The sequence below is a fragment of the Fertoeibacter niger genome, assembly GCF_009380135.2.
Classification (GTDB): Bacteria; Pseudomonadota; Alphaproteobacteria; order Rhodobacterales; family Rhodobacteraceae; genus Fertoeibacter; species Fertoeibacter niger.
The window spans coordinates 154,793-181,337 of the sequence record NZ_WHUT02000005.1 but is presented as its reverse complement, the minus strand read 5'-3'; the positions used below and the strand labels follow the sequence as shown (position 1 = coordinate 181,337).

General features: G+C 65.2%; 30 protein-coding genes. 12 read left to right on the top strand and 18 right to left on the bottom strand.

Annotated elements, in window-relative coordinates; genetic code table 11:
• Positions 1–161 precede the first annotated feature (161 nt).
• Positions 162–1,049: a LysR family transcriptional regulator gene (locus GEU84_RS10415; RefSeq protein WP_152826152.1), complete on the top strand. Its 888-nt coding sequence runs from the start codon at positions 162–164 to the stop codon at positions 1,047–1,049.
• Between the two features lie 84 nt (positions 1,050–1,133).
• Here the strand turns inward: GEU84_RS10415 and GEU84_RS10410 are convergent, their stop codons facing one another.
• From GEU84_RS10410 to GEU84_RS10395, 4 genes are all read right to left on the bottom strand, one after another.
• Positions 1,134–1,604 (bottom strand): hypothetical protein, encoded by a 471-nt coding sequence (locus tag GEU84_RS10410; RefSeq protein WP_152826150.1) that lies wholly within the window; start codon positions 1,602–1,604, stop codon positions 1,134–1,136.
• On the bottom strand, positions 1,604–2,686 hold the full coding sequence (gene pheS, locus GEU84_RS10405; protein WP_152826456.1) for a phenylalanine--tRNA ligase subunit alpha: 1,083 nt from the start codon (positions 2,684–2,686) through the stop codon (positions 1,604–1,606). Before pheS ends, GEU84_RS10410 begins: the two co-directional genes overlap by 1 nt.
• Before the next feature lie 102 nt (positions 2,687–2,788).
• On the bottom strand, positions 2,789–4,210 hold the full coding sequence (locus tag GEU84_RS10400; protein ID WP_174539762.1) for an amino acid carrier protein: 1,422 nt from the start codon (positions 4,208–4,210) through the stop codon (positions 2,789–2,791).
• 209 nt (positions 4,211–4,419) lie between these two features.
• Entirely contained in the window at positions 4,420–4,845 is a 426-nt protein-coding gene (locus GEU84_RS10395; protein ID WP_152826148.1) for a VOC family protein, read from the bottom strand.
• Positions 4,846–4,906: 61 nt separating this feature from the next.
• On the opposite strand from GEU84_RS10395, the gene GEU84_RS10390 reads away from it, so the two are divergent.
• Positions 4,907–5,497, top strand: a complete 591-nt coding sequence (locus GEU84_RS10390; RefSeq protein WP_152826146.1) for a TetR/AcrR family transcriptional regulator — start codon at positions 4,907–4,909, stop codon at positions 5,495–5,497.
• Here the strand turns inward: GEU84_RS10390 and GEU84_RS10385 are convergent.
• The 5 genes from GEU84_RS10385 to pyk all read right to left on the bottom strand — a co-directional run bounded on the left by GEU84_RS10385 (position 5,494) and on the right by pyk (position 8,322).
• Complete coding sequence (locus GEU84_RS10385; protein WP_174539761.1) at positions 5,494–5,814, bottom strand: phosphotyrosine protein phosphatase; 321 nt, start codon at positions 5,812–5,814, stop codon at positions 5,494–5,496. The genes GEU84_RS10390 and GEU84_RS10385 overlap by 4 nt on opposite strands.
• Positions 5,815–5,886: 72 nt before the next feature.
• Positions 5,887–6,267, bottom strand: a complete 381-nt coding sequence (rplT, locus tag GEU84_RS10380) for a 50S ribosomal protein L20 (RefSeq protein ID WP_152826144.1) — start codon at positions 6,265–6,267, stop codon at positions 5,887–5,889.
• 12 nt (positions 6,268–6,279) lie between these two features.
• Entirely contained in the window at positions 6,280–6,480 is a 201-nt protein-coding gene (gene rpmI, locus GEU84_RS10375) for a 50S ribosomal protein L35 (protein WP_152826143.1), read from the bottom strand.
• A 135-nt stretch (positions 6,481–6,615) separates the two neighbouring features.
• A complete protein-coding gene (locus GEU84_RS10370) occupies positions 6,616–6,840 on the bottom strand; it encodes a hypothetical protein (RefSeq protein WP_152826141.1) in 225 nt (74 codons plus the stop codon).
• 33 nt (positions 6,841–6,873) lie between these two features.
• Positions 6,874–8,322, bottom strand: coding sequence for a pyruvate kinase (pyk, locus tag GEU84_RS10365; RefSeq protein ID WP_152826139.1), 1,449 nt, complete (start codon positions 8,320–8,322; stop codon positions 6,874–6,876).
• 140 nt (positions 8,323–8,462) lie between these two features.
• On the opposite strand from pyk, the gene GEU84_RS10360 reads away from it, so the two are divergent.
• The 5 genes from GEU84_RS10360 (at position 8,463) to GEU84_RS10340 (ending at position 13,020) form a co-directional block, all read left to right on the top strand.
• Entirely contained in the window at positions 8,463–9,209 is a 747-nt protein-coding gene (locus GEU84_RS10360; protein WP_174539760.1) for an N-formylglutamate amidohydrolase, read from the top strand.
• Positions 9,209–9,511: a DUF1244 domain-containing protein gene (locus GEU84_RS10355; RefSeq protein ID WP_152826135.1), complete on the top strand. Its 303-nt coding sequence runs from the start codon at positions 9,209–9,211 to the stop codon at positions 9,509–9,511. The genes GEU84_RS10360 and GEU84_RS10355 overlap by 1 nt, the downstream gene beginning before the upstream one ends.
• A gap of 86 nt (positions 9,512–9,597) precedes the next feature.
• The gene (locus GEU84_RS10350; protein ID WP_152826133.1) at positions 9,598–10,488 is read left to right on the top strand and encodes a calcium-binding protein; all 891 of its coding nucleotides are present in this window, start codon (positions 9,598–9,600) and stop codon (positions 10,486–10,488) included.
• Positions 10,489–10,682: 194 nt separating this feature from the next.
• Positions 10,683–11,282: a hypothetical protein gene (locus tag GEU84_RS10345; protein ID WP_152826131.1), complete on the top strand. Its 600-nt coding sequence runs from the start codon at positions 10,683–10,685 to the stop codon at positions 11,280–11,282.
• Positions 11,283–11,316: 34 nt separating this feature from the next.
• Entirely contained in the window at positions 11,317–13,020 is a 1,704-nt protein-coding gene (locus tag GEU84_RS10340) for a calcium-binding protein (RefSeq protein WP_152826128.1), read from the top strand.
• A 40-nt stretch (positions 13,021–13,060) separates the two neighbouring features.
• Here the strand turns inward: GEU84_RS10340 and GEU84_RS10335 are convergent, their stop codons facing one another.
• Entirely contained in the window at positions 13,061–13,924 is an 864-nt protein-coding gene (locus GEU84_RS10335) for a D-amino-acid transaminase (protein ID WP_152826126.1), read from the bottom strand.
• A gap of 2 nt (positions 13,925–13,926) precedes the next feature.
• Positions 13,927–14,889: an N-acetyl-D-Glu racemase DgcA gene (gene dgcA / locus GEU84_RS10330; RefSeq protein WP_152826124.1), complete on the bottom strand. Its 963-nt coding sequence runs from the start codon at positions 14,887–14,889 to the stop codon at positions 13,927–13,929.
• A gap of 216 nt (positions 14,890–15,105) precedes the next feature.
• Between dgcA and GEU84_RS10325 the strand changes: the two genes are divergently transcribed.
• Positions 15,106–16,065 carry an L-malyl-CoA/beta-methylmalyl-CoA lyase gene (locus tag GEU84_RS10325; RefSeq protein WP_152826122.1) on the top strand — a complete coding sequence of 320 codons (960 nt, stop codon included), beginning with the start codon at positions 15,106–15,108 and terminating at the stop codon, positions 16,063–16,065.
• A 273-nt stretch (positions 16,066–16,338) separates the two neighbouring features.
• Here the strand turns inward: GEU84_RS10325 and GEU84_RS10320 are convergent, their stop codons facing one another.
• On the bottom strand, positions 16,339–17,172 hold the full coding sequence (locus GEU84_RS10320; protein WP_152826120.1) for an AraC family transcriptional regulator: 834 nt from the start codon (positions 17,170–17,172) through the stop codon (positions 16,339–16,341).
• A gap of 109 nt (positions 17,173–17,281) precedes the next feature.
• On the opposite strand from GEU84_RS10320, the gene GEU84_RS10315 reads away from it, so the two are divergent.
• The 3 genes from GEU84_RS10315 (at position 17,282) to GEU84_RS10305 (ending at position 19,740) form a co-directional block, all read left to right on the top strand.
• Positions 17,282–18,241, top strand: coding sequence for an acetyl-CoA carboxylase carboxyltransferase subunit alpha (locus GEU84_RS10315; RefSeq protein WP_152826118.1), 960 nt, complete (start codon positions 17,282–17,284; stop codon positions 18,239–18,241).
• Positions 18,238–18,561: a DMT family transporter gene (locus GEU84_RS10310; protein ID WP_152826116.1), complete on the top strand. Its 324-nt coding sequence runs from the start codon at positions 18,238–18,240 to the stop codon at positions 18,559–18,561. Before GEU84_RS10315 ends, GEU84_RS10310 begins: the two co-directional genes overlap by 4 nt.
• 150 nt (positions 18,562–18,711) lie before the next feature.
• A complete protein-coding gene (locus GEU84_RS10305; RefSeq protein WP_152826114.1) occupies positions 18,712–19,740 on the top strand; it encodes a Hint domain-containing protein in 1,029 nt (342 codons plus the stop codon).
• A gap of 1 nt (position 19,741) precedes the next feature.
• On the opposite strand, the gene GEU84_RS10300 is transcribed toward GEU84_RS10305, so the two are convergent.
• Genes GEU84_RS10300 through GEU84_RS10280 form a run of 5 tightly spaced genes read right to left on the bottom strand, consistent with a single transcriptional unit; the run spans position 19,742 to position 23,013 of the window.
• Positions 19,742–20,347 (bottom strand): pyridoxamine 5'-phosphate oxidase family protein, encoded by a 606-nt coding sequence (locus GEU84_RS10300; RefSeq protein WP_152826112.1) that lies wholly within the window; start codon positions 20,345–20,347, stop codon positions 19,742–19,744.
• Positions 20,348–20,350: 3 nt separating this feature from the next.
• A complete protein-coding gene (locus GEU84_RS10295; RefSeq protein WP_152826110.1) occupies positions 20,351–20,698 on the bottom strand; it encodes a TfoX/Sxy family protein in 348 nt (115 codons plus the stop codon).
• Positions 20,688–21,446, bottom strand: coding sequence for a lysophospholipid acyltransferase family protein (locus tag GEU84_RS10290; protein WP_152826109.1), 759 nt, complete (start codon positions 21,444–21,446; stop codon positions 20,688–20,690). The genes GEU84_RS10295 and GEU84_RS10290 overlap by 11 nt, the downstream gene beginning before the upstream one ends.
• The gene (locus tag GEU84_RS10285; protein WP_174539759.1) at positions 21,446–22,345 is read right to left on the bottom strand and encodes an FtsX-like permease family protein; all 900 of its coding nucleotides are present in this window, start codon (positions 22,343–22,345) and stop codon (positions 21,446–21,448) included. The genes GEU84_RS10290 and GEU84_RS10285 overlap by 1 nt, the downstream gene beginning before the upstream one ends.
• Positions 22,342–23,013 (bottom strand): ATP-binding cassette domain-containing protein, encoded by a 672-nt coding sequence (locus tag GEU84_RS10280; RefSeq protein WP_174539783.1) that lies wholly within the window; start codon positions 23,011–23,013, stop codon positions 22,342–22,344. The genes GEU84_RS10285 and GEU84_RS10280 overlap by 4 nt, the downstream gene beginning before the upstream one ends.
• A 172-nt stretch (positions 23,014–23,185) precedes the next feature.
• Between GEU84_RS10280 and GEU84_RS10275 the strand changes: the two genes are divergently transcribed.
• Positions 23,186–23,977, top strand: coding sequence for a zinc-ribbon domain-containing protein (locus GEU84_RS10275; protein ID WP_152826107.1), 792 nt, complete (start codon positions 23,186–23,188; stop codon positions 23,975–23,977).
• A gap of 86 nt (positions 23,978–24,063) precedes the next feature.
• On the opposite strand, the gene GEU84_RS10270 is transcribed toward GEU84_RS10275, so the two are convergent.
• Positions 24,064–26,532: a TIGR02302 family protein gene (locus GEU84_RS10270; RefSeq protein ID WP_152826105.1), complete on the bottom strand. Its 2,469-nt coding sequence runs from the start codon at positions 26,530–26,532 to the stop codon at positions 24,064–24,066.
• Positions 26,533–26,545: the final 13 nt, after the last annotated feature.

The window sequence follows — 26,545 nt, the reverse complement described above, 5'->3', positions numbered from 1 at the left end:
AATGCGACGGGACCGGAAGCGTGGGCCTCCGGGGGAATTGGGCTGCGGATACGCCTGTGGCTGGCGGGAGTCAAGCCTCACGGGATTTTGCGGTTGAGTTCGGCGGGGCTGCGGGTAGGTTGTTCAAAAATGCACAGATGTTTGCGCGCAGGGGGCCAGTGATGCCGATCGAGACCTGGGACGAGATTCGCACCGCCTTTCAGGTGGCCCGGCTGGGCACGGTATCGGGGGCTGCCGATGTGCTGGGGGTGCATCATGCCACGGTGATCCGGCATATTGATTCGCTGGAAAAACGGCTGGGTGCGCGGCTGTTCCAGCGCCATGCGCGGGGCTATACCCCGACCGAGGCGGGGCGCGATCTGCTGACAGTGGCGCAGACCACCGAAGAGCAGTTCAGCCAACTCTCCAGCCGCATCAAGGGGCAGGGGGAAACCGTGGCGGGGGAACTGGTGGTAACGGCGGTGTCGGGCATGGCCGATCTGCTGACCCCGATGCTGACCGGGTTTCAAGAGGCGCATCCGGGCATCATCGTGCGGTTTCTGACCGATCTGCGGGTGTTCCGGCTGGATTATGGCGAGGCGCATGTGGCGATCCGCGCCGGGGCGGCACCGGAGGAGCCAGACAATGTGGTGCAGCCCCTGGCCCGCATGCGCACGGGGCTTTATGCGTCACGCGGCTATGTGGCCGCGCATGGCCTGCCTGCAGGGCCGGGCGATTTCGCGGGCCACCGCTTTGTCGGGGCCGACAACGAGCAAAGCCGTGCGCCGTTCCACCGCTGGCTGCGTGACAATGTGCCGGCGGACAGCGTCACCTTCCGCGCATCTGAACCGCAGGCGCTGTTTCATGGCGTGACGGCGGGGGCGGGGATCGGGTTCGTTTCGGCTTATCAGGCGGCGCATCACCCCGAACTGGTCGAGGTGATGCCCCCCCGCCCGGAATGGGACGCGCCGCTGTGGATCGTGACGCATGTGGATTTGCATCGGACGCTGAAGGTGCAGAGTTTCCTGGGCCATCTGAAAGAGGCGGCGAAAGGGTGGGCGGGGATTTGAGGGTGGGTGGTGCGTGAACCTGCGCGGGGGGGCGCACATTTCAAGGTCAATATGATCGTATAACTGTGTCGTCTGAGAATGTATTTATGCTCTTGCTGAAAGGTTGTCCAAAGACGCTGCAAGCAATGAAGATGAACGCATCACATCTTTTCGCATTTCCAAGATCAAGTCGTTTTGAGCTTGCCCTATTTTATCCACCAACGCGGAAATGTCTTCCTCAGTCATTTCTTCAATAAGCCTATCTGACCCAAAATAAACCAAGTATTTTGCTGCAGCGCTAAGGACATTCACGTTTGCGTACAGTTGGAGGACACTTCTAACTTTGGTGCTTGCCTCCCCTAACATGTCTTGCAGTTTCATTGCATTTGGTCGATCCGACATCAAAAGAACAACCGGATCAGGAAATGCCCGCAAGCATTCTTCGTAAACCCTGCGCTTCTCATCCGCGATCTTGAGATTATGATCCTGTTTTTTCTGCCAAGCGTAGGTCAGAACTGCCGCGATTATGGTTCCTAACGGCGTAATGACACCTAAGATCACAGACCCCCAATCCATTACCCACTCAACCCCCCTGCCAAATCCGGCATGTCTAAAGCTGCGAAACCATAGTGGCGCAGCCACCTCAAATCCGATTCGAAAAATGCGCGCAGATCAGGAATACCATACTTCAGCATCGCAATCCGGTCGATGCCCATGCCGAAGGCGAAGCCCTGCCATTGCGCCGGGTCTACCCCTGCCGCGGTCAGCACCTTTGGGTGGACCATGCCGGAACCCAGAATCTCCAGCCATGAATCCCCCTCGCCGATCTTCAACTGCCCGCCGGTCCAGGAGCAGCGGATGTCGACTTCGGCCGAGGGTTCGGTGAAGGGGAAATGTGACGCGCGGAAGCGCAGTTCGACGGAAGGCACCTCGAAGAAAGCGCGGCAGAATTCCTCCAGCACCCATTTCAGGTTGGCCATGGAGATATTGCGGTCGATCGCCAGCCCCTCGACCTGGTGGAACATCGGGGTATGGGTCTGGTCCATGTCCATGCGGTAGACGCGGCCCGGCGCGATCACCCGGATCGGCGCTCCCTGTTCGGTCATCGCGCGGATCTGCACCGGCGAGGTATGGGTGCGCAGCACATGCGGCGGGCGGTTGTCGCCGGGCGCGCGGTGCATGAAGAACGTGTCATGTTCCTGCCGCGCGGGGTGTTCGGGCGGGATGTTCAGCGCATCGAAATTATACCAGTCGGATTCCACCTGCGGGCCTTCGGCCACGGCGAAACCCATGTCGGCGAAGATGGCGGTCAGCTCTTCCATCACCTGAGAAACCGGATGGATGGTGCCCATGCGGCGCGGGCGGCCGGGCAGGGTGACATCCAGCCATTCCGAGCGCAGGCGTTCGTCAAGGGCCGCATCACCCAGGGCGGATTTCTTGGCGCGCAGGGCGGCGTCAATCTCGTCACGCAGGATGTTCAGCGCGGCGCCGGTGGCCTTGCGCTGATCCGGGTCCATCTTGCCCAGGGTGGACATCAGTGCGCTGATCTCACCCTTCTTGCCAAGGGCGGCAAGGCGCACCTCTTCCAGCGCGGATTCCGAGGCGGCCGAAGCCACCGCGCCAAGGTATTTGCCCTTCAGGGTTTCGAAACCGTCCATCATGCGTCTCCGGCAAGGTGCGATGTGTCGGTAGCACAACGGGGGCCGGATGCAAATGTGCGGATGCCGCGCCCGGCGGGGTGAACCGCCGGGCGCGAAGGGTCAGCGCCAGATGCCGGCATCCACGCCCTTGGCGATGCCGGGGTGTTCGGCGATGTGGAACTTCGGCTCCACCCCCGCCTTGCGCTGGTCGAAATAGTTGCGCGTCAGCACCACCACCGTGCCCGACAGGGCGACAATCGCGATCAGGTTGATAGTGGCCATCATCCCCATCGAGGCATCGGCAAGGTTGAACACCGTGGCCACCGCCTGCAACGCGCCCCAGATCACCATGCCCAGCACGATCACGCGCAGCGCCATCAGCCCGGTGCGGTTGCCGACCCCGAGGAAGGACATCGCCATTTCGGAATAGGCATAGTTGCCGATGATCGAGGTAAAGGCGAAGAAGAAGATGGCAATGGCGATGAAATACGGCCCGATGCTGCCGATATGGTCGGCCAGTGCCGTCTGGGTCAGTTGCGTGCCGGTCAGCTCGCCCCCCGGAACATAGGAGTCTGACAGAAGGATCATCATCGCGGTGCAGGTGCAGATCAGGATCGTGTCGATGAACACGCCAAGCGCCTGCACCAGCCCCTGGCTGGAGGGGTGATGCGGTGCCGGGGTGGCGGCTGCGGCGATGTTGGGGGCCGAGCCCATGCCGGCCTCGTTCGAGAACAGCCCGCGTTTCACCCCGTTCAGCATGGCAGCGGCCATGCCACCCGCCACACCGCCCGCAGCCTCGGCAAAGCCGAAGGCATTGGCGATGATCGTCCACAGCATGCCCGGCACCTCGGTGATGTTCAGCACCACCACCAACAAGGCGACCAGCAGATAGATGCCCGCCATGAAGGGCACCACAAGTTCGGCGACGCTGGCAATCTTGCGGATGCCGCCAAAGATCACCACGGCGGTCAGTGCGGCCAGGAACAGCCCGGTGGCGAGTTTCGGGATGCCAAAGGCGCCGACCATCGCATCGGCGATGGAATTGGCCTGCACGGCATTGAACACCAGCCCGAAAGAGATGATCAGGCAGACCGAAAAGATGCCGCCCAGCCAAGGCAGACCCAACCCCCTGGAGATGTAGAAGGCCGGGCCGCCACGGTAGACCGTGCTTTCGCCGCTGCTGTCCTGCACCTTGTAAAGCTGGGCGAGGGTGGATTCGGCATAGGCCGTGGCCATGCCGACCAGCGCCACGACCCACATCCAGAAAATCGCGCCCGGGCCCCCGAGTGACAGCGCCACGGCGACGCCCGCGATGTTGCCGGTGCCCACACGGCTGGCAAGGCTGGTGCAGAGCGCCTGAAACGGCGAGATGCCCTGCGTGTCGGTCGAAGGGGCGGCGACAACAACGCGGAACATCTCGCGGAATTGCAGGATCTGCTGGAAGCGCAGGCGGACGGTGAAATAGACGCCCACGGCCAGCAGGCCATAGATCAGCACATAGCCCCAGAACACCGTGTTCAGAAAATCAATGATCGTGTTCACTGGTCCCTTGCCCCTTTTGCTGTGGCCCGGTTCTCCGGGCGGGATGGGGCAAGGCTGAACTGGCACCGGGGCCGTGACAACCCCGATTGCGACGCTTCAAGCCCGCAAACGCACAACCGGGGCGGGTTTTGCCAAACAATCCCGCATATCTTGCGGGCGGGGCTTGCAGGCGGGGCAGCGCAAGTGACTGAAAATGTTCGCGTGGGCAATCAGCGTGGCAGCGCCTCGGCCGCGAATTGTGCTGCGAACTCTGCCGAGGGCGGTATCGGGCGGATGATGTCGATCAGCACGCCATTGGGGTCGGCGGTGATGAAATGGCGCTGGCCGAAGGCCTCGTCCCGCAGAGTGAGGAGGATCGGCAGACCGGCATCGACAGCACGGGCGTGTTCGGCATCCACATCTTCCACCTCGAAATTCAGGATCAGGCCACTGGTCTTGCCGCGCCCTGCGGGGGGGATGGTTTCATGCTGGCCATCCAGAATGGCAAGGTTGACCGAAGCGTCTTCGGCCGATTGCAGATGCACATACCAGTCGGCGGTGAACAGTGGCTGAAAGCGGAAGTGGCGGATGTAGAAGGCGGCAGTGCCTGCAACGTCATCGGTCAGGATGACGGGGTAGTAGCTGGTGCTTTTCAACGCAACGCTCCCTTGCTAAGATACATGCAGTATGTATGTAAATAACAAACAGGCTGTATGTATGCAAGACGATTCGCGGCGCAGCAACAAGGACAGATCAGACGGCACGCGCGCGGCGCTGGTGGCGGCGGCGCGAGGGTTGTTTGCAGCGCGGGGTTTCGCGGGTGTGGGCACGCCCGAAATCGTGGCGGCGGCGGGCGTGTCGCGCGGGGCGCTGTATCACCATTTCACGGACAAGGAGGCGCTGTTTGCCGCCGTAGTGGGGGCCGAGATGGCGGCGGTAGCGGCGGTGATCAGGGCCGGGACCGAGGGTTGCGCCACTGCGCTGGAGGCGCTGGTGACGGGGGGCGAGGCGTATCTGGCGGCGATGGCCGAACCGGGGCGGGTGGCGCTGTTGCTGGTGGATGCGCCTGCGGTGCTCGGGCCTGCGGTACTGGCAGCCATGGACGCGGAGCAGGGCGGCCAAACGCTGCGCGAAGGGCTGGCGGCGGCGGTGGCTGCGGGCGAGATGCGGGCGTTGCCGGTGGGAGTAATGGCCGACCTGCTGTCAGCCGCCTATGACCGCGCTGCGCTGGGCATTTCGCTGGGGGGCGATGCGGGGGAATGGCGGGCGGCGCTGCGGCAGGTGATCGGCGGGTTGCAGGCAGCCTAGACCTGCAAAGCCTTGCGGATCTTCGGTTCGAGCAGGGCAACGAGACTGTCCTGCATACAGGTGTAGCGGTCTGGGATGTTCAGCACGACCACCCTTTTGCCGCGCAGATGCGGGCCGAACAGAGTTTTCAGGCGTTGCGCCTGCCGCGCCTCCATCACGCAGATCACGTCAGCCCATTCAAGCTGTTCGGCCGACAGCCGCTCGTCCGCATCTTTGCTAAGGCCCGCGAAATCCGCCTTGGCACCCAACCGGGTGGCGATCTCTGCGGCGGCGGGGCTGCGTATCCGGGCTTTGCCGCAGATGAACAGGGCCTTCACGGCTGCCTCACGCGCAACGGAAAACCCCGCCTGCGCTGCCGCAGACGGGGTTTTCGATCGGGTGGCCTGAAATCAGGCTGCAACCGGCTCGGCGTCGAAGGCGGCTTTGGCCTGCGCGGCGATGGCGTTGAACGCTTCGGGCTCATGCACGGCAAGATCGGCCAGAACCTTGCGGTCCACCTCGATCCCGGCTTTCAGCAGGCCGTTGATGAAGCGCGAATAGGTGAATTCGGCATCGAACAGACGGACGGCGGCGTTGATCCGCTGAATCCACAGCGCGCGGAAGTTGCGCTTGCGGCTCTTGCGGTCGCGTGTCGCATACTGGTTGGCCTTGTCGACGGCCTGGGTAGCGGTGCGGAAGTTGGTGCTGCGCGCGGCGTAATAGCCTTTGGCAGCCTTGATCACCTTGCGGTGACGGGCGTGTGTGACCACACCGGATTTGACGCGGGACATCTGGTGCTCTCCTTACCGGTCGTAGGGCATGTATTTCTTGACGATCTTCGCATCGGACGGGCTCAGGATCATCGAGCCTGTCACGTCGCGGATGAATTTCGTCGAGCGTTTGATCATGCCATGCCGTTTGCCGGCAGGGCCGGCCTTGACGCGGCCGGTGGCGGTGAAGCTGAAACGCTTCTTGGCCGCCGATTTGGTCTTCATCTTGGGCATTTCCATCTCCTCTTGCGAGTGGTTATGCGCAGAACTCGGCATGCCACGTCGGCCGGTCCTGCGGGGTCAGAAGCGCGCCGTATAGGCGGGGGCGGGATGGGCTGCAAGGGAAAATCCCGCGAAAAGCCGCGAAAATCAGTTCAGCAGGCGGCCCAGCACGTTGAAAAACGCCATTGGCACGTCACCGGGGGCGTAACCGCCGGGCCTGCGCAACAGCGCATAGCCGATCATGCCGGCAGAAATGGCGATGAACGCGGCCCCAAGGCGCGGCGCACGGCCATCCGACAGCGCCGCGAGAATCGAGGGGATGGCAAGCGCGCCCAGCAAAAGACCGATGACAAGCGCAAGATCAGTGTCCATCGGTGCCTTTCGCCGGGCGCGGCCCGGATGCGGTTATTCCGGGTCGTTCCTGTGGATGGCCCGCTCGTCGCAGGGGGCCACACGCAGGATGTTGGTGGTGCCCGTCACGTTGAAGGGCACACCGGCGGTCACGACCACCTGTTCGGCAGGCTGGGCAAAGCCGTATTTCAGCGCGGCGCGGATGGCCACGATCACCGCACCCTTGAACCGGTCCTGCGGTTCGGTGATCGAGCAATGCGTGCCCCAGGTCAGCGCCATGCGCCGCGCGGTGCCGATCAGCGGGGTCAGCGCCAAGATCGGCACGCGCGGCCGTTCGCGCGCCACAAGGCTGACAGTGGTGCCGGTCTGGCTGAAGCAGCAGATCGCCTTGATGTCGGTCGTCTCGGCAATCTCACGCGCTGCCGACACGATGGCATCGGCCACGGTTTCACGTTTCGCGCTGCGCGACGCCTCGATGATGTCGCGGTAGACCGGGTCGCTTTCGACCGAGATCGCCACGTTGTTCATCGTGGTGACGGCCTCGATCGGGTATTGGCCTGCCGCCGATTCCGCCGACAGCATGACGGCATCGGCGCCCTCATAGATGGCGGTCGCCACGTCGGACACTTCGGCGCGGGTGGGCACCGGCGATTCGATCATCGATTCCAGCATTTGCGTGGCCACGATCACCGGCTTGGCGGCAGCACGGGCACCGCGCACCAGACGTTTCTGGATCGGCGGCACGGCATGGACGGGCAGTTCCACGCCCAGGTCGCCGCGCGCCACCATGATGCCGTCAGACACGGCCAGAATGGCGTCATAGGCCTTGACCGCTGCCGGTTTCTCGATCTTTGACAGGATAGCGGCGCGGTCGCGGGCCAGTTCGCGGGCCTCCAGCACGTCTTCGGGGCGCTGCACGAAGGACAGGGCCAGCCAATCGACCCCCAGTTCGCAGGCAAATTCCAGATCCACCCGGTCTTTGGCCGACAGGGCGGCGACGGGCAGCACCACATCGGGCACGTTCACGCCCTTGCGGTTGGAAATCGTGCCGCCGACCATCACGGTGCAATTGGCGAAATCAGGGCCGCATTCATTGACGGACAGGCGGATTTTGCCGTCGTTCACCAGCAGGGACGCACCGGGTTCCAGTGCGGCGAAAATCTCGGGGTGGGGCAGGTTCACGCGGTCGATCGTGCCCGGGGTGGCATCCAGATCCATGCGGAAGGCGGCGCCTTCGACCAGTTCCTCGCCGGTGGGGCTGGCGAATGTGCCCACGCGCAGTTTCGGCCCCTGAAGGTCAGCCAGGATGCAGATCGGGCGGCCTGTGTCAGCCTCGATCTGGCGGATGATGACATGGCGCGCGCGGATGTCGTCATGGGTGCCATGGCTCATGTTCAGGCGGAACACGTCGGCCCCTGCCTCGAACAAGGCGCGGATCATCTTGTAGTCGCTGGAGGCCGGGCCCAGTGTGGCCACGATCTTTACGTTGCGAAGGCGTCTCATGCTGCCTCGTTCCTTGTGCTTCGGTTATCGTGTGGTGGGCCGTGCGTTTTATGGCCCAATTCCCCCTGCGGGGCAACTGGCGCTTTCCTGCGCTGCGGCATAAACCGGGAATGACACAATCAGGCGACAGGGGGCCTTGGGTGACTGCCTATCATATCATCGGTGAGGAACGGGCATCGCGCTGGCTGATCACCTGCGACCATGCGACGAACCGCGTGCCTGCCGATGTGGGTGGCGGTGATCTGGGCATCGGGGCGGCCGACATGGCCCGGCACATCGCCTATGACGTGGGCGCGGCGGGGCTGACCCGTGCCTTGGCTGACCGGCTGGGGGCGACGGCGATACTGTCGGATTTCAGCCGTCTGGTGATCGATCCCAACCGGGGCGAGGAGGACCCGACGCTGTTGATGAGGCTTTATGACGGCACGATCATCCCCGCCAACCGGCATGTGGATGCGGCCGAGGTGGAGCGGCGGCTGAACGCCTTGCACCGGCCCTATCACGCGGCCCTGGCGCGGCTGGCGGCGCGGCGCGATGATACGGTGATCGTGGCGATCCATTCCTTTACCCCCAGCCTGATGGGCCGCCCGCCCCGGCCCTGGCATGTGGGTGTGCTGCACTCGCACCTGGACGGGCGGTTCAGCCTGCCGCTGATTGCGCGGCTGATGGCCGAGCCCGACCTGTGCATCGGTGACAACGAGCCCTATAGCGGGCATCTTCCGGGTGATGCCATTGACCGGCATGCCTTGCAGCCCGGGCGGCACAACACGCTGATCGAGCTGCGCAATGACCTGATCGCGGATGCGGCGGCGCAGGCCGCCTGGGCCGACCGGCTGGCCCCGATCCTGACCGAAGTGCTGGCGGCGCTGCCCGCAAAGGAGGCCTGATGGACGACCAGACCCGGATCGAGCTTGAAGCCGCCGCGTTCCGGCGGTTGCGCGATCATCTGATGACCCGGACCGATGTGCAGAACATCGACATGATGAACCTGGCCGGGTTCTGCCGCAACTGTCTGGGCCGCTGGTATTTCGAGGCGGCCCAAGAGCGCGGAGTGCCGCTGGGCAAGGAAGAGGCGCGCACGCTGTTCTACGGCATGCCCTATGACCAGTGGAAAGCCCTGCACCAGATCGAAGCGACGCCCGCGCAGGCCGAGGGATTCGCACAGGCCATCAAGGCGCATGAGGGGTAAGCCATTGGTCGTGCGGCACTTGTTGCTGCAATCCTGCATCGGGTCAGTGATTGGCGCGATTGCGGCGACAATGTGGCGGGATTTGCTTGCAGCATTTGACTTGGGCGATCTGGCGCGCAATCTCGGGCGGATCAAACCCGGTCATGGAGGATTTCATGGGTGCTCTGCTGCTGTTTGCGTTGTTTCCGCTGGTTCTGTTCGGTGCCTTTGCCGGTTCGGATGACGACGATGATGTCGCGGTGCCCGTGAATGAGGCCACCAACGGCGATGACGAACTTTACGGCAGCGACGAGCCTGACCGGATTGATGCGTTGGCGGGCGATGATTTCGTGAACGGCTTTGGCGGCGACGATCTGATCACCTTTGGCGCAGGCAATGACCTGGGCAGCGGTGGCGCAGGCAGCGACACGCTTTACGGCGGCGCGGGGGAAGATTCGCTGCTGGGTGGCACGGGCGATGACACGGTCTATCTGGGCGAGGGGGATGACCTGTCGTCGCCAGAGATTGCCGATGTGGCGGCGCTGGATGCCGGCAATGACGTGATCCTTGGCGGTGGCGGGAATGATATCATCCGCGACAGTCTGGGCAGCGACACGCTTTATGGCAACGCCGGCAATGACCTGCTGGTGGCGAGGTCCGAAGGCGTGGCGGGTGCCGATGAGCTGTTCGGCGGGATCGGCAGCGACACGCTGGAAGCGGGCTATGGCAGCACGATGACCGGGGGGGCGGGCGCCGATGTGTTCGGCATCTACACCATCGCCGATGACAACGAGGAAAATGCGCCGGTCGTGATCACCGACTATGACGAGTCGCGCGATACGCTGATCGTCTATCTCGACGAGGTGGAGGTTCCGGCGTTCAACCTTTTTGCCGAAATCGACACCGATGCGAATGAGGTGCGCCTGCTGCTGGAAGGGCAGTTGGTGGCGGTGCTGGCCAATACCACCAGCTACACGCCCGTCACTCAGGCGGCCTGACACCGAGTCGGGGGGCGGGCGGCCCGGGCAGCGTCACAAGGGCGGGTTGCGACACAGTGTCAGGTGTTTGCAGGCGATTGGCCCGCCTTTGCCGACAATCCGTGCGGCCAGGGCGCAAGCGGTTGACTCGGTGCGGGAATTGACCGCATGATTTGCGCAGGAATGTGGGGGCACATTCGTGTAAGGCGTGTCTCGTGGGTATGACATTTCTGCTGGCCCTGTTGCCCGGCCTTCTTCTTCTGGGTCTGTTCACCGGTGGCGGCATGGCCGCCGAGGACGACTTTGACGATGATGGCGGCGAGGACACGGCCGATGGCGGCGGCGGCCAGGGCGTGATGCCATCGGTCCTGTCGCATGCACAATCCACCGATATTGACACGGATGCGGCCTGGGATGACGCAAGCTGGGATCAGCAGGGCGACGATTTGGCTCTGGAAGACGGGTTTGCGGCCGCCTTTCCGCCAGAACCCCACGATGCAGATCTGGTTGACGCCGAAGCCATGGCGACGCTTGAGGGCGAGTTGCAGGCCGACACCGCCTTTCCCGACAATTTCAACGTGGTGTATGAGGGCGTGTCCACGGCACCTGCGATGATCGCCGATTTCGACGCCGGGTCAGAGCTGATCGAGATCGTGCTGGATCAGGGCATTTCCAGCGGGCCTCTGGCAGCCGAGGCCAGCGAGGACGGGGCCGACACCGCCATCACCATGGGCGGTGTGCCTGTGGTGGTGTTGCAGGGCGTCAATGCGGCGGATGTGGACTTGAGTCGTGTATCGGTGAACCGGCTGTCATAATGGATCACGTGGTTGGCTTGGGGGTGCAGGTTTCATGCTGGCGCTGATTGGTCTGCTGTCTTTCGGTCTGCTGGCCGGTCTGGTGATCGACTCGGCCGGGGCGGATGACGAGCCCGACGACGAAACCGAAGGCCAGATTGTCGAGGGCACCCGCGCGGGTGACACTCTGACAGGCGGCGACAATGCGGATCTGATCTTTGGCAACCGTGGCCCCGATGATCTTGCCATGGGTGGCGGCGATGATGTGGTGGCCGGCGGCAGGGGATTTGACACACTGGCGGGCAACCGGGGCGATGACCTGTTGTTCGGCGGGGCCGCGCGGGACGAGATCGGCGGCGGCGCGGGCGACGACATAGTGCTGGGTGGCGACGGGCATGACCTGCTGGCTGGAAATGCGGGCGATGACCAGCTGATCGGCGGGGCAGGGTATGACACTCTGGTAGGCGGTGACGGTGATGACATCATCTATGGCCAGGATGACGGCAGCGATGCCCAAATCCTGCTGGGGACGTCGATCGAAACCCTTGTCGCGGAACGTTTCGGCGCGGTGAACCCCGACCTGATCGAACGGCTGTTTCAGGAAAGCCGCTCGCAGGGCCCCGGACAGTCTGACCAGATTTATGGCGGCGCGGGCAATGACACGATCTATTCCGATTCCCGCGATGTGGTGACGGGCGGCGAAGGCAATGACCTGTTCGCGATCGTCGCTGCGCCGCCTGTGGACAACCCGGCGTTCCTGGCCCCGGTAATCACCGATTTCGACATGGCTGCCGACCGGCTGGAGATTACGCTGGCGGATGATGCCTTCAACCTGCCTGCCGAGCTGGTGCTGGTGGGGGAAGACACGCAGGTGTTGGTGCAGGGTCAGGTGATGGCTGTGCTGGCCGGGGTTGATGCCACGGCAATGGACCCGGCGCTGATCGCGGTCAATGGCGGGCGCGCTGTGGTGCCGGTGCAGGCAGGTGGCGCGGGCGAAGATGCGCTGACCGGGTTTGCCGAGGCCGATACGCTGGCCGGTGGCGCGGGGGATGATACTTTGGCTGGGCTTGCTGATGCCGATGCGCTGTTCGGTGGTCTGGGCTCTGACTCGATGCTGGGCGGGGCCGGTGCCGATACGCTGAATGGCGGTTTTGGTGGTGACTGGTCTTTTGGTGGCGCGGGGGCTGATCTGCATTATGGCGGCAACGGCGACGACCATCTAGCGACAGGCGGCGGCAATGACACTGTGTTCGGCGGCGGCGGCAACGATGCCATTGCCCGTGGCGATCTGGCAGAACCCGGCGGCGACATCATGGCCTATGGCGGTGCCGGGCGGGATGACATCCAGACCCAGTTCGGCGGGGCCGATCTGGTGGATGGCGGCGCGGGCCGGGACGCGCTGTGGGCCGGTCCGCAGGACACGGTGAGCGGCGGCAGCGGGGATGACGCATTCTTTGCCTATCTCAGCGGCGAAGATGATGCAGCAGGCGGCGCATCGCTGGTGCGGATCACCGATTTCGTGCCGGGGCAGGAAACCATCCGGCTGATGCCGATGAACACGACCGAGGGCGGGCGCTATGTGCTGACGCTGTCCGACACGCCTGAAGGCGTGCTGGGCACGCTGTCGGCCGATGTTGCGACCACCGACGCCGGGGAAGTGTTGTTGCTGGAAGGGTTGCGCGTGGCCGACCTGGATCTTGCTGACTTTGTGCTGGAGGGCAGCCTGACCAATCCGGTGGGCGAGGTGCGCATCGCCTGATGCGGGGGGCGGGGCCGGTGCGGCCCGCGCCCGGCTTGGCTTACAGCGCCGTCTTGCGGCTTTCCTCCAGATAGATTTCGCGCAGGCGGGTGGCGACGGGGCCGGGGGTGCCGCTGCCCACTGTCGCGCCGTCAATGGCCACCACCGGCATGACAAACGCCGAGGCGGAGGTGATGAAAGCCTCATCCGCCTGCGACGCCTCTGCCAGCGTGAAGGCGCGCTCCTCGACCACCATCTGCGCCTCGGCGGCGAAACGCAGCACGGCGGCGCGGGTGATGCCGTGCAGAATCTCATGCCCCAGATGACGGGTAATGATGCGGCCACCCTTCACGATATAGGCGTTGTTCGAGGTGCCTTCGGTCACGAACCCGTCCTGCACCATCCAGGCATCATCGGCCCCGGCCTTTTTCGCCATCATCTTGCCCATGGACGGATACAGAAGCTGCACTGTCTTGATATCGCGCCGCCCCCAGCGGATATCGTCGATGGAAATCACCTTGATGCCGGATTTCGCCACCGGGCTGTCGGCCAGACCCGGTTTCGACTGGGTGAAGGCCACGATGGTTGACGGTGTGCTGGCGGGGTCGGGAAAGGCAAAGTCACGGTCGCCGGGGTTGCCCCGGGTGATTTGCAGATAAATCATGCCGTCGGTCACGCCGTTCTGCGCCACCAGTTCGCGGAAGATCGCCAGCAATTCGTCGGGCGTCACCGGGCTGGCCATATCCAGTTCCGCAAGGCTGCGTTCCAGCCGCAGCGCATGGCCCGGGAAATCCAACAGCTTGCCATCCAGCACCGAGGTGACTTCATACACCCCGTCGGCCATCAGAAAGCCACGGTCAAACACCGAAACGGTGGCTTCGGCTTCGGGCAGGTAGTGGCCGTTGACATAGACGATGCGGGTCATGTTTATCCCCAGAGTTGCGCTGTTGGCGGGTGAACGCCGGCCTCATCATAGGCCAACGGGTTGTCGCGGTCTTCGGCCAGAAGCAGCGGGCCGTCAAGGTCGGTATAGTCTGCGCCCTGTGCCAGCAGCGTGGCAGGGGCCATGGCCAGCGACGATCCGACCATGCAGCCGACCATCAGGCCATAGCCGGCGGCGCGGGCAGCGGATTTCAGCGCCAGGGCCTCGGTCAAACCGCCGGTCTTGTCCAGCTTCAGGTTCACCATGTCGTATTTGCCCGCCAGATCGGCCAGCGAGGCGGTATCGTGGCAGGATTCGTCAGCGCAGACCGGCAGCGGGCGGGCTATTTCGGCCAGCATGCCATCGGCCCCGGCGGGCAGAGGCTGTTCCACCAGCGCCACGCCAAGGCGCAGCAGATGCTGGGCGAGTTCTGTATATATCGCCGGTGTCCAGCCTTCGTTGGCATCCACGATGATGCGGGCAGCGGGGGCACCCGCGCGCACCGCCTCCAGCCGCAGCATGTCGTCGGGCGTGCCCAGCTTGATCTTCAGGATCGGGCGATGCGCGTGTTTTGCCGCCGCAGCGCGCATGTTTTCGGGCGTGTCCAGCGACAGGGTATAGGCGGTGATCTGCGGGCGGGGCGCGGGCAGGCCCGCCAGTTGCCAGACGCGGCGGCCCGCCTGTTTCGCCTGCACGTCCCACAGCGCACAATCCACCGCGTTGCGCGCGGCCCCGGGCGGCAGGGCCTGTTGCAGGGCGGCGCGCGTGATGCCGGGATCAAGGCCCGCGATCTGCGCCGCTACCGACTCCAGCGTTTCGCCGTAGCGGGCATAGGGCACGCATTCGCCCCAGCCTGTCACCCCGCCCCGGGTGATGCGGATGGTCAGCACCCGTGCCTCGGTGCGGCTGCCGCGTGCGATGGTGAAAACCTCGGCAAGGCGGAACGTGTCGGGGGTGGCGGTGATCATGCGCTGCTCTGTCAGGGGGGCGGAGCCGACGCGGGCCACGCCAGTGCAAACCGGCATAGGCGGCAGGTGGTGGAGCGTCAAGCGCGGGCCCCTGGTGCTGGCGCCTGCGGCGGCGCAGCAGGATGCTGCGGCTGCAAAACGGGGTTGCGCTTGGCTGCGCAATTATATATCGAAAGATTGTGTCCAATCGAAACATACTTGCTTGAAGGCCCCGCCATGAGCTTCCGCATCCAGCCTGCGCCGCCCGCCCGCCCGAATCGTTGCCAGTTGTTCGGCCCCGGGTCACGCCCCGCGCTGTTTCCGAAAATGGCGGGTTCGGCGGCAGATGTGATCAACCTTGATCTGGAGGATTCGGTCGCCCCCGCCGACAAACCCGCCGCACGGGCCAATATCATTGCGGCCATCGGCGCGGTGGACTGGGGCACCAAGACGCTGAGCGTGCGGATCAACGGGCTGGACACGCCGTTCTGGTATCGCGATGTGGTGGACCTGCTGGAACAGGCGGGCGACCGGCTGGACATGCTGATGATCCCCAAGGTGGGCTGCGCCGCCGATGTCTATGCGGTGGATGCACTCGTAACGGCGGTGGAGCGTGCGATGGGCCGGGCGCGGCCGGTGGCGTTCGAGGTGATCATCGAATCGGCGGCAGGCATCTCGCATGTCGAGGAAATTGCGGCGGCCAGCCCCCGTTTGCAGGCGATGAGCCTGGGGGCGGCGGATTTTGCCGCCAGCATGGGCATGCAGACCACCGGCATCGGCGGCACGCAGGAAAACTACTACATGCTGCGTGAGGGTGTGCGGCACTGGCCCGACCCCTGGCACTGGGCGCAGGCGGCCATCGTGGCGGCCTGCCGCACGCATGGCATCTTGCCGGTGGACGGGCCGTTTGGTGATTTTTCCGATGACGAGGGCTATCGCGCGCAGGCGCGGCGGTCAGCCACGCTGGGGATGGTGGGGAAATGGGCGATCCACCCGAAACAGGTGGCGCTGGCGAATGAGGTGTTTACCCCTTCGGAGGCGACGGTGGCCGAGGCGCGGGAAATTCTGGCCGCCATGGAAGCGGCATCGGCGCGGGGCGAGGGGGCCACGGTGTTCAAGGGCCGCCTGGTGGACATCGCCAGCATCAAGCAGGCCGAGGTGATCGTGCGGCAAGCCGAAATGATTGCCGTCTCGTGACCTGATTTTGTTGACAGACTGCACGGAAAGAGTGCACAAATTCGTTACAAACGCCCCGACTCGCGGCGCTTTGAAAAGTTACCCGCGCTGTGGACGGAGGGGAGGCCCGAAGCAGCAGACAGGGGAGGATGCGCGCCCCGGACCCATGGTTCGGGGCGTTGCTGTCTTCTGCCAAGGGTGACGAACTTTCTGCGAAAATTCAGGTGCCGGCACACACGACCTGCCCATCGTGGCAGGGCGGGCGTGCGGATACCCGGCCCAGGATGAAAGCACCTAGCGCAGCGGCAGGCAGATTTCGGTGATCAGCGCCTCTTGCGGGGTGTCCATCGGCGAGTTGCGGTAGATCTCGAAGGGTGGGCTGTCGGCAGGGATTTCGCCGCTTTCGGGCAGCCAAAGCGCATAAAGCTGGTCATAGGCGGCAGGCAGACCGGCATAGGGGCCGGTGAAGGTCAGCACGGCATGACGGCCCGCGGGCAGCGTGACGCTTTCCAAAGGGGCTTCGGGCGCGGCTGAGGCAAATTCAACCCCGGCATGGCTGCGCAGGTCTGCGGCGGGCGTGGCCGACGGATCATCATAATAGACCCCGACCATATAGCCGGTCTGCGCCAGCAGGTCGCGCGCGGCGAGGGCGGCGAAGAGTTTTTCGAAGGCGCGGCCAATCTCGGGGTAGGGCCCGGTGTGGGGCAGGGCCGCAAGGTGGCGGGCAGGCTCGTGGCGGATGGTGACGGGATACATCAGCTGGGCTCCGGTTCTGAAGGTTGGGGGAAAGGGGCGCAATTCGCCCCGTTTGCGGAAGGCGGCGGGCGGCATGGCATAGGCCTCGGTGAAGGCGCGGGTGAAACTGGTGGCATTGGGATAGCCCACGTCGCGCGCGATCCGGGCCAGCGGTGCCTTGCCCTGCACCAGTGCCACGGCGGCGCGGTGCAGGCGCATGCGCCGCACCGTCTGGGCCGCAGTCTCGCCGGTCATGGCACGGTAGATGCGGTGGAAATGAAAGCGGCTGAGTGCGGCCACATCCGCCAGCGCATCCAGGCTGAGATCGCCCGTCGGGTGGTCGTGGATATGATCCACCACCCGCAGCATCCGTTTTTCATACCCTTGGCCCATGCTGTCCTCCTGCCCGTCTTGTGCCCCGGCCCGGCTTTGCAAATCTTGCCGAGTTGCAATCGGCCCCCCGCCACGTCATATAACGGGGCGTCCGTCAGGGAGTGCCCGCATGAACTATCTCGAATTCGAAAAGCCGCTTGCCGAAATCGAAGGCAAGGCCGAGGAGCTGCGCGCGATGGCGCGGGCGAACAAGGAGATGGATGTCGAGAAAGAGGCGGTGGCGCTGGACAAAAAGGCGGAAACGCTGCTGCGCGATCTTTACAAGGATCTGACGCCATGGCGCAAATGCCAGGTGGCCCGCCATCCCGACCGCCCGCATTGCAAGGATTACATCGACGCGCTGTTCATCGAATACACGCCGCTGGCGGGCGACCGGAACTTTGCCGATGACCATGCGGTGATGGGCGGGCTTGCGCGGTTCAACGACCAGCCGGTGATGGTGATCGGCCATGAAAAGGGCCATGACACCAAGACCCGCATCGAGCGCAACTTTGGCATGGCGCGGCCCGAGGGCTATCGCAAGGCCATAAGGCTGATGGATATGGCGCACCGGTTCCGCCTGCCGGTGGTGACATTGGTGGATACGCCCGGCGCCTATCCGGGCAAAGGGGCCGAAGAACGCGGCCAGGCCGAGGCGATTGCCCGCAGCACCCAGAAGTGCCTGGAAATCGGCGTGCCGCTGATTGCGATCGTGATCGGCGAAGGCGGGTCGGGCGGGGCGGTGGCCTTTGCCACGGCCAACCGCATCGCCATGCTGGAGCATTCGGTCTACTCGGTCATCAGCCCCGAAGGCTGCGCCTCTATCCTGTGGAAAGACGCCGACAAGATGCGCGAAGCGGCCGAGGCCCTGCGCCTGACCGCGCAGGATCTGCAAAAGCTGGGCGTGATCGACCGGATCATCCGCGAGCCGATGGGTGGCGCGCAACGCGGGCGAAAAGAAACCATCGACGCCGTGGGCAAGGCGCTGGAAACCATGCTGAAAGACCTGTCGGGCAAAAAGCCCGAGGCGCTGATCCGCGACCGGCGGCAGAAATTCCTGGACATGGGGTCAAAGGGCCTGGCGGCATGAGCGCGGTAAACCCTTGGGTTCTGGTGCTGCTGGCCGGGCTGCTGGAAACCGGCTGGGCGCTGGGGCTGAAATACTCCGACGGTTTCACCCGCCTGGTGCCCACGGTGCTGACGTTGATCGGCGCGGTGGGCAGTTTCTACCTGTTGAGCCAGGGCATGAAATCGCTGCCAGTGGGCACGGCCTATGCGGTATGGGTGGGGATCGGCACGGTGGGCACGGCCATTCTGGCGGTGTTCCTGTTCGGCGAGCCGGTGTCGCTGCTGCGTGTGGCGGGAATCCTGCTGATTGTTTCCGGGATCATCGCGCTGAAGATGGCCTGAACGCCGCAGAAAGCCGCGAGCGGGGCCGGGTTTTGCGGCACGATTGTGGTATCCCGCCTGAAACCGTCGTGAATATGCCCTGCCGGGGTCAGAAAATCCACATTTACGCGAATTACTTCCGGTCCCGCAGCAGAAAACGGTGGGGCCACAATGCCGCAGAACAACATCATCCAGAATGGCAGCTTTGATGCTGGCAGCGACGGCTGGACCGGCACCGATCTGGAAACAAACTTTACCGAGGGCGCCTATGTGCCCGGCAACTCGCCCAACCGCGTGGCCGAGCTAGACGGCACGAATGCCCAGATCACGGTGATGCAGCAAACCATCAGCATCGCGGGCGCGCAGACCACGGCGCTGACGTTTCGCACCGCGCTGCGCTCGGCCTCGGCGCCCGGTCAGGGAGAGGGCTTTCGCGTCGACATTCTGGACAGCGATGGCAACGTGATTGCCACGCAAGAGTATTTTCCATCTTCGACTGGCTGGGTGACGCAGGCGTTGCCGGTCAGCTTTCCGGAAGCGGGCACCTATACCGTGCGCTTTACCGAACTCGGCGCGAATGACAGCCTTGGCGCAATTGTCGATGACATTTCGATGCTGGTCTGTTTTACCGCCGGAACGCTGATTGATACGGCAGATGGCCCCCGCGCGGTGGAAAGCCTGACGGTCGGTGATCTGATCTGGACACAGGATGCCGGGTTGCAGCCCCTGCGCTGGATCGGGCTGCGTGAGGTGTCGGTGGCCGAACAGCAGGCCGACGCACGGCTGCGCCCCGTGGTCTTTGCCCCAGGGTCTTTGGGCCGTGAACTGCCGGAACGGCGGATGATGGTTTCGCCGCAGCACCGCATCTGCATGGGCGACTGGCGGACGGAACTGTATTTCGGCCAGCCCGAGGTGCTGATCCCGGCGCATGCGCTGGTGAACGGCGGCACGGTGCGGGTGGCGGATGGGCTGAGCCCCGTCACCTACGTGCATTTCCTGCTGGATGGGCACCAGATCGTGCGGTCGGATGGCGCGCTGACCGAAAGCTTCTTTCCCTCGGCGCTGTCGCTGGGCGGGCTGGACCGGGCGGCGCGCGACGAATTGTTCGCGCTGTTTCCCGATCTGGCCAGCCTGCGCCATGCCTTTCCGCGCACCGCCCGCCGGGTTCTGCGCGGGCGCGAGGCGCGGCTGGTGGCCTGATCTACCACATGGATGTGGCAGCCCGCGCCTTCCAGTTGGCATCATAGGCCGCGCCGTCAAACCGGCCTTCGGTGGCATCGCGCAGCATGTCGCCCACTGTGGGCAGGCCCGCCGACTGGTCGCCGCCGGTCCACAATTGCGAACGCAGCAGGGCGCGGGCGCATTGGGAATACACCTCGGCGATGGTAATGACGATCACGGTGCGCGGCAACAGATCCTTGCGGGCAAATCGGGTGCGCAGGGCGTCATCCGCCGTCAGCCGGGCGGTGCCGTTGACGCGGATGGCGGTGTTTGACCCCGGTATCAAAAAGATCAGGCTGACCCGCCCGTCGGTGACGATGTTGCGCAATGAATCGATGCGTTCGTTGCCCTTCCAGTCGGGCAGGGCCAGGGTGCCTGCGTCAAGGATGGCAACAACCGGCCCCTCGTCGCCGCGCGGGCTGCCATCGGTGCCTTCGGGGCCCACGGTGGACAGGATGCAGAACCGGCTGCGTTCCAGATAGGCGGCGTAAGACGGGGTAAGGCACGGCGTGACCTTGACCCGGGCGGGTTCGGACGGCGTGCCATAAAGCGCATGCAGGGCGTCAAGGCTGCTGAGGTAATCCATCTGTCACCCTTTGGGTTTTGCCTTGCTGGCGCGGGGTTTCTTCGGTTTCGGCATTGGCAGTTCTGCGGCAAGTGCCGCTACGGCGCGGGTCAGAAGGGCCGTATCCTCCAGCACGTCATCCAGCAGCAGATGCGGTTTGGCCCCGGGATAGGGCGGGGCAAGCCCGGCATCGGGCAGCAGGGCCTGTGTGGTGGGCGTGGCTTTCAGAAAGGTCTGGTTGCCGCAGATCAGCGCCACCACCTTGCCATCGCAATAAACGGCATATTCGCCGAACATCTTGCGCCAAGTGATCTGGCCCGCACCCTGCATCTGGTCGCAGACATGGGCGACAGTGCCCGGGTCACTGGCCATTCCGGCCCGCGTGATCCGATGGTGTCTGAAACCCGGCCTCGCGCATCAGCCGGTCGGATGCCGCCTCGATCCCGCTTTCCAATTGCGCCATGAAGGCCCCGTTGGGCAGGCCCGGCGCGATGCGCGGAAGAAACTCCACCACCGCAAGCCCGGGTTTGCGCAGGATGCCATGGCGGGGCCAGAACAGGCCGACATTGGTGGCCACCGGCACGCAATCCTGCCCCAGTTCCTGATACAGCGCCGCCGTGCCCATCTTGTAGGGCATCACAGCCCCCGGTGCCGTGCGGGTGCCCTGCGGATAGATGATCAATTGCCCGGGGGCCTGCGTGCCCTGTTCCACCCTGGCCAGCATCATCTTGATGGCGGCCCCGCGCTTGCCACGATCCACCGGCACGCAGCCGATGCGCAAGGCATGCCAGCCCATCACCGGGATCCAGGCCAGCTGTTTCTTCATGATGAAACGCGGGCCGGTCAGCACGGAAAACAGCATGATACTGTCAAGGAACGACTGGTGTTTGGAGGCGACCAGCACCGCGCCGGTGGGAATCTCGCCGCGCACCTCGGTGCGCAGGCCGATGATCCAGCGCGCGGAAAACCGCGTCCAGCGGCAGAAGGTCTGCATCCAGAAGAACGAGGCCCCGCGCCAGATCAGCGCCACAGGGGTGAACACGGCGGCAAGGCCGATCATCGCCACATACATCTGGATCACGAAGACCAGCGACAGCAGCCATTGCAGGGCGTGGCGCATCAGGGCAGATCCTTCAGCTTGCGCAAAGCGGCGATGCGGGTGGCGGTAAAGGCCACCACCCCGGCCAGAGGCGGCAGCAGCAGCGGCCACAGCCAGCCCGCACCCTGAAACGCGAGGCCGGTCAGAAACCCGCCCGCCGCGTCAGCGGATGGCAGAAAGGCAATGCCCAGCATGCCCGCCACGGCACCCGCCGCCGCCCCGGTCAGCGCGCGCAGGGTAAAGCGGCGCACGAAGGCGCGGGCGATATAGCTGTCGCGCGCGCCCACCAGCCGCAACACGCGGATCACCTGCGCATTGGCGGCAAGGCTGGCATTGGCGGCCAGCGTGATCATCGCGGCCATGGTGGCGAGGATGAGCACGATCGAGGCCAGCCCCAGCAGCCGCAGCCGCCCCGCCGCCACCGCCAAGGGTTGCCGCCAGCGGGTGTGGTCATCCAGCACGGCACCCGGTGCCTCGGCGCTCAGCCGCTGGCGCAGGCCCTCGCCGTCGTAGCCTTCGCCTTCCTCGACCAGTTCCACCAGCCGGGGGATGGGCAACGCATCAACCGGCAGGTCGGGGCCAAACCACGGCTCCAGCAGCGCGCGCTGTTCCTCATCGGTCAGCGCGCGGGCCGAGGCGATGCCGGGCGTGGTTGCCAGCAGGTCAAGCACCGCCTGCGTCTGCGCCGCCGCCTGATCGGGCGGGGCGGAAATGCGGACAGTGGATGTGCGGGCCAGCGCCTCGGACCAGCGGTCGGCCAGCCGGCCCGCGGCCAGTGACAGCGCCAGCGCGAACACCGCCAGAAAGGTCATCGCCCCGGCAGTGAAGGCGGTCAGCCAGGCGGTGTGCCCGGTGGGCGGCACCACCCGGTCGGCCTGCCGGTCATGCGTCGTCAGGTCAGCCAGCAGATCGCGGATCACAGGTCGGCCCCCGCAAGCTGGATATGGCGGTTCTTGATGCGCAGAACGCGCGCCGCCACCTGCTGTTTTGCATTCCGGATCAGGTTCATGTCATGCGTGGCGATCACGATGGTCTTGCCCATGCGGTTCAGTTCCACCAGCAGCGTCAGCAGCCGCAGCGACAGTTCCCAATCAAGGTTGCCGGTCGGTTCATCGGCCAGAATGACATCTGGCCCCATGATCACCGCCCGCGCCACCGCTGCCCGCTGGCGTTCACCCCCCGACAGCGACGGGGGCAGCGCATCGGCCAGATGCGCAAGGCCCACCCAGCCCAGCAGGTCTGTCAGATCCTGCGCCGGGCTGTCACGGCCCGAGACGGTCAACGGCAGGGTGACGTTGGTGGCCAGCGGCAGATGGTCAAGAAACTGGCAATCCTGATGCACCACGCCTATGCGGCGGCGCATCCGGGCCACGTCATCGCGCCCGATGCTGCGCACCTCGCGGTCGAATATCGTGACGCGGCCGGCGGTTGGCAGCAGTTCGGCATAGCACAGCTTCAGGAATGTCGATTTCCCCGCGCCCGACGGCCCGGTCAGGAAATGGAACGACCCCGGCGCCAGCCGCAGCGTGATGTCAGACAGAAGTTCCCCCCCGCCATAGCTGTAGGCGACGTTGTCAAAGGCGATCACCGGGGTTCTCCAGTTCTGCGCGGCTGCGCGCATGATTTGTTGCACTCTTGCCCAGCCACGCGGCGGTTTCAATCCGGCAACCGGCCTTGTGCCGCACAAAGGCTTGGATAACAGTGGTTTCGTTGCTACAACATGGGCCAGACAAGCCGGGGACGGGCGGGGAATACGACGAATGCGGCTGATTTGCCCGAATTGCGACGCGCAATATGAGGTGGACGACAACGCGATACCGGAAAGCGGGCGCGATGTGCAATGTTCCAATTGCGGTCACGCCTGGTTTCAGATGTCTCCCGAGGCCGAACTTGCCTTGCTGGCCGAGGATGAGGTTTTTGGCAGCGACGCCGCAGCGGAGCTTCCGGAACCCGCCCCGGCCCCCGCGCCCATCCCCGCGCCCGTTCCGCCAGCGCCCGCCGAACCAGCACCGCTTGCACCCGAGGCGACGCCACGCCGCAGCATGGATGAAAGCCTGGTGGCCGTGCTGCGCGAAGAGGCCGAGCGCGAGGCGGCGCAGCGCCGCAGCGAGGCCCCCCGCCCGGTGGAAACGCAGGCCGATCTGGGGCTGGAGGAGCCTTCGGGGGCCGCCGCAGCCGCGCGCCGCCGCGTTGAACAGTTGAAAGGTGCCGAGCCCGAACCGGCACCGGCCAAGCCCGCGACCCGGCGCGACCTGCTGCCGGATATCGAGGAAATCAATTCCACCCTGCGCGCCAGCAACGAGCCGCGCCCCGAGGGCACACCCGTGCCGCCGCCGCCCAGCCGCGCCGCATTCCGCAGCGGTTTCGTGCTGATGATGGTGATCGCCGTGGCGATGGTGCTGGCCTATGTGATGGCCCCGCGCATCGCCGAACAGATCCCCGGCAGCGCCGGCACCCTGGCCGCCTATGTCGCCTCGGTCGATCAGGCGCGGCTGTGGCTGGACCAGCAGATGCAAAGCGCGATCGAGGCGCTGAACGGCGCGGGCGACTGAGGGCCGCCCGGGTTTCGATGCGCGCAGTGGATAGCTTTGACAGGCTGAGGGCCTTTTGACAGGCTGAGGGTCTTCGGCGCCGCGTGTCAGAACAGATCCAGCAACCGGCGCAGATAATCGCGTTCGCCTTCGGGGCGGGCCTGATCGCCGGAACGGCGGCGGATCTCGTCCAGCAGTTCCTCGGCCCGGCGATACACATCCTCGCCCTGCAACATGTTGCGGTCCGATCCGATACGCCCGGCCTCGCCCGGTTCACGCCCCAAGGGGTCGCGCTGGCTATTCGGGTCGGCGCGGCCAAAAGCCTCGCCCTGTGCGGTGCCATCCTGCTGCTGCTGTTCCTCGGCCAAGGCCTCGCCCAGATCGCGCATGCCTTCGCGCAGCGCCTCCATCGCCTCGGCCTGACGGTCTAGCGCGCCGGAAAGATCGCCCTCGCGCAGCGCGCGTTCGGCATCCTCCATGGCGCGGCCTGCCCGGTCAAGCTGCTGACGCCCGGCCTCGCCGCGTTCAGACCCCTGCCCGGGCAGATCGCCGTCGTTCAGCCCGTTCAGCCGGTCGCGCAGTTCCTGCTGGCGCTGGGCAAGGCTCTGGCCTTCACCCTCACCCTCGCCGGGCTGGCCCTGCCCCGGCTGGCCTTGCTGCAAGTCGTTGAACGCATCATCCGACAGGCCCTGCTGGTCGCGCAGCGTTTCCTGCAGGTCGCGCATCGCCTGCTGGCCGGGGCCGCCCTGGCCCTGACCCTGGCCTTCGCCCTGCGTCACCTGCATGTTTTCCATCAGCTGCCGCATCATTTCCATCAGCTCGGCGGCCTCGGCCATGCGGCCTTCCTCCATCAGCTGCTGAAGCTTGTCGAGCATCTCTTGCAACTGGTCGCCCGACATTTCCATGCCTTCCATGTTTTCGGAAAGCTGCTGGTCGGGGTTGCGCTGTGATTCTTCGGCCAGTTCGCGCATGTAATTGTTCAGCGCCTCGCGCATTTCCTGCATGAGGTTTTCGATCTCGTCCGGGTCGGCACCGTTGCGGATCGCCTCATCCAGCCTGTCCTGCGCGCGGCGCAAAGCCTCCAGCGCCGAGGCCAGATCGCCCTCTTCCACCATCAGCGCGATTTCCCACAGCTGTTCAGCCATGATGTCGCGCGCCTCGGGGGTCAGGCTGGCGGCGCTGCTGTCAAGCTCGCGCAGCAGCACGCGCAGCCGCAGATAGGCGCGTTCGTTTCGGAACAGGCCCTCGGGGCGGTGGGTCACGGCCTTCAGCACCTGCGCGGTGCGGGCGGCATTGCTGCGCGCCCACAACATATCGCGCCGCGCCTCGATGATCGCCGCCGCCAGCGGGTCAAAGAACCGCCGCCCGGGCAGGGTAACGTTCAGCGTCTCGGCCGCCCCGGATTGCCCTGCGGCGTCAGAGGCGGACAGGGCAATGGTGACCGGCAGGTTGGCGAAGGGGTGTTTCGACAGATCGTCGATCAGCACCTCAGAAAATTCCGCGCGGCTGCCGGAGATGGGCAAGGGCAGATCCAGCGTCACGGCCTCGCGCGGCTCAGGCTCTGCCGCCAGACCAAAGCGGCGGTCCACGGAAGGAAGATCAAGCGCGATCACCGCCTGCCCGGCCAGAATGCCATAGTCATCCTTCGCGCTGAACGGCAGGCGCATTTCGCCGTTCGCCTCGCGCTGCAAATCGCCTGTCGCGGTGATCGTGGGGGCGGCATCGGGCAGCGCCACGATCTGCCATTCACGCCCGCCCGCGCCGTCGATGCGGATTGCGCCATTCTGCACCACGGCGAAAACCTGCGCGGCGTCGGATGCCGGCGGCACCTCGGTGCGGGCCGATACGGTTTCGGCGACGGTCAGTTGCCCCACCTCGCCATAAAGGCGGATCTGAATGGTGCTGCCCGTGGGCAGGCTGATGGAGGGCTGTTCGATGTCATTGAGGTAAAGCGCGGGTTTGCCGGTATAAGCGGGCGGCTGCGCCCAGCCTTCCCATGTCGGGCCGATGGCCATCGCCTCGGCCCCGCCGGGGCCAATGCCGGTGACAGAGGCCACCCGCCAGATCGAACCGAACACAAGCGCCATCACCAGCGCCGTCAGCGCCAGATAACGCGCGCCATAGGGGTCGCGCCGGGCCAGCCGCAGATCGGGCGGCACGGCTTTGGCTGCGGCCACCCGCCGCGCCATGCGGTCCTGATGCGCGGCCCATACGGCGATGGAGGCGGGATCGGATGACCCGATGGCTTGCGTATCGGTCAGTGCGGCAATCGGGCGGCCCGGCAGGGCGGCATCCAGCCGCGCCAGCGCCTCGGCCTGCGAGGGGCGGTGAAAGCCACGGATGCCATAGTAAAGCGCGCCCAGCGACACCACCATCGCCAGCACCAGCCCGACCCAGACGACCTCCAGCGGCAGCATATCTTGCACGCCAAAGGCCAGCATCGCCAGAAAGCTGGCCAGCCCGGTCCACAGCGGCCAGAAGCCGCGGGTGATCCGTTCGGCCCACAGCCCCGCCAGCGTGATCCGCAGCGGCCATGTCAGGCGGGCAAGCGCCTTGTGGGGTTCGTTCTGGGTCATGCGCCCCGCTCGG